Below are 1,911 nucleotides of genomic sequence, written 5' to 3'. Positions count from 1 at the left end.
GTCATACAGTAATAACAATAAGCGTGGTTCATAATGTAAAGTTCTGCAAGAGCAATTGCAGTTAATAACATACCACCATATAATCTGATTTCAGCCTACCTAATCTAAATCTACGCTGATTAAGTTGTCATCTGGTACCCGGTCTATTAACTTGTTGTAAGGATCTATGCCTGCTTTGGCAGGTTCCTCCGTTACCGTAATCTCCAGCGTATGCTCACCGGGGGCAAGTTTGTGCTTCTGCAAGTAGATCGGATTAGTCTTAGTACGGCCATTTTCGTCAGTACCGTCGGCGGCAAAAATACCCACATCTATGTAGTCGCCGTTGTAGTTGGCTGGAGTTTCCATCCCTAGGCTATCGGCGTAGAGCTTGGCCGACTTGATGTCTAGCTTTACTAAATACGTGCTATCAGACTGTAGAGCGGCAGTGGCCTCTTCGGTCTTGTTTTCGTAAAGGGTAATCTTATTCCAGGTATCCTCCAGGTAGTACTGTAAGCTATCCGGGGTGACTGCTTTAAGGTGACGGTACAGGTCGCTACTGCCGGGATACGGAGGTTCTTCACGCAGGGCAAACTCATCACGAAAGTTGCGTACGGCTGCATCTATTGCTGAGTCACCGATGTAGTCACGTAGGGCGTACAAGATAAGGCTTCCCTTGTTGTACCATTGGTAGGGGCGGTTACAGTTGATAAATGTATTTTCCTTTTTACTCTCGTTGGCCCGTCCCCGTAGGTATTGGTCCAACTCGTCTTTTAAAAAGCGCTTCATATTGTCCTTTCCATACTTACGCTCGGTAAGCACCAGGGCTGAATACTCGGCCAATGCCTCTGATATTAAATTGGAGCCTCTAGTGTAGTTGGGGGTGACCTGATGTCCCCACCACTGGTGAGCTAGCTCGTGAGCGGTTACGTAGTAAGTATAATCAAAACTATTAGGGTCGCTCAAATCGGCTAGCCAACCGAAGCTTTCGGAGAAGGGCACCGTATTGGGAAACGACTGGGCAAAGCCTGCGTAACGTGGGAATTCTAGCAGGCGCATCTGCCGGAACTGGAAGTTACCGTACGTATTGGAGAAATATTCTAATCCATCTTTGTAGGCAGCAGCAAACCGATCAAGGTTATAATCGTGTTCAGGGTGATAGAATATTTCAATTGCCACCTCTTGACCATCGGGCAGTTTTACCTGATCAGTGTATACGTCATACTCCGCCGATACAATATTGAAGGATGCCTTAATAGGAGTATCTTGCACGTAGTGATAGTACTTGCGCCCGTCTTCTTCCCACTCCTTCTGGATGTAGCCCGGAGCAATGGCGATCTGGCTCGGCACAGTACTAAGTACTGCCTCAAAATTAATTAGGTCGGCATCGTTAGTAAAAAGTAGCGTTTGCTGACCATAAATATCATCGTGGGGAGGTAGGTCATTGATCTTTTCCGGCAGATCATATTCTCTACGCTTTTCATCGCTACTAATTTCATTTTGGGCACTGTAACCTATTTCGGGTAAGCCACCCCCGACAAAAGTGCCGTTGTAAACTACCTCACGGCTAAAGCCACTGTTAGCGAAGCCGGTGTTCTCGATACTACTCGTTATTTGTAGTTCAATAGTATCGCCGGGCATCAACGTGCGGGGCATTTTATAAATCTTGTACCAGTCTCGCTGCGGTGCTGCACCGAAAATCTGGAATTTGGGTTGGTCATAGTTCAGTGGAAAGCGGTAGTCCAACGGCTGGCCCTGATACAGTAGCGCGAAGTCAGTCAACTGATTACTGGACAGGTGGAGTGAGTCTATTGGCTCATTGGTTTTATTGACCATCACCACCGCTGCGTCAAAGTAGGCATCGCGCTTGTAGGGGTAGAGGTTGGCTTGGAGCTCTATACTAGTAATCTTAGGCTGAGCTATAAACTCGTACTG

At 47.1% G+C, this 1,911-nt stretch carries 1 protein-coding gene; it reads right to left on the bottom strand.

Annotated elements, in window-relative coordinates; translation table 11 throughout:
* Positions 1-99 precede the first annotated feature (99 nt).
* A partial coding sequence (locus WBA23_RS25185) for a M1 family aminopeptidase (protein ID WP_424585041.1) occupies positions 100-1,911 on the bottom strand: 1,812 nt, incomplete at its 5' end.

It is taken from the genome of Tunicatimonas sp. (genome assembly GCF_049647865.1).
Taxonomy (GTDB): domain Bacteria; phylum Bacteroidota; class Bacteroidia; order Cytophagales; family Cyclobacteriaceae; genus Tunicatimonas.
Note: the sequence above shows the minus strand (reverse complement) of the source record. Positions and strands in the feature narration are given on the sequence as shown.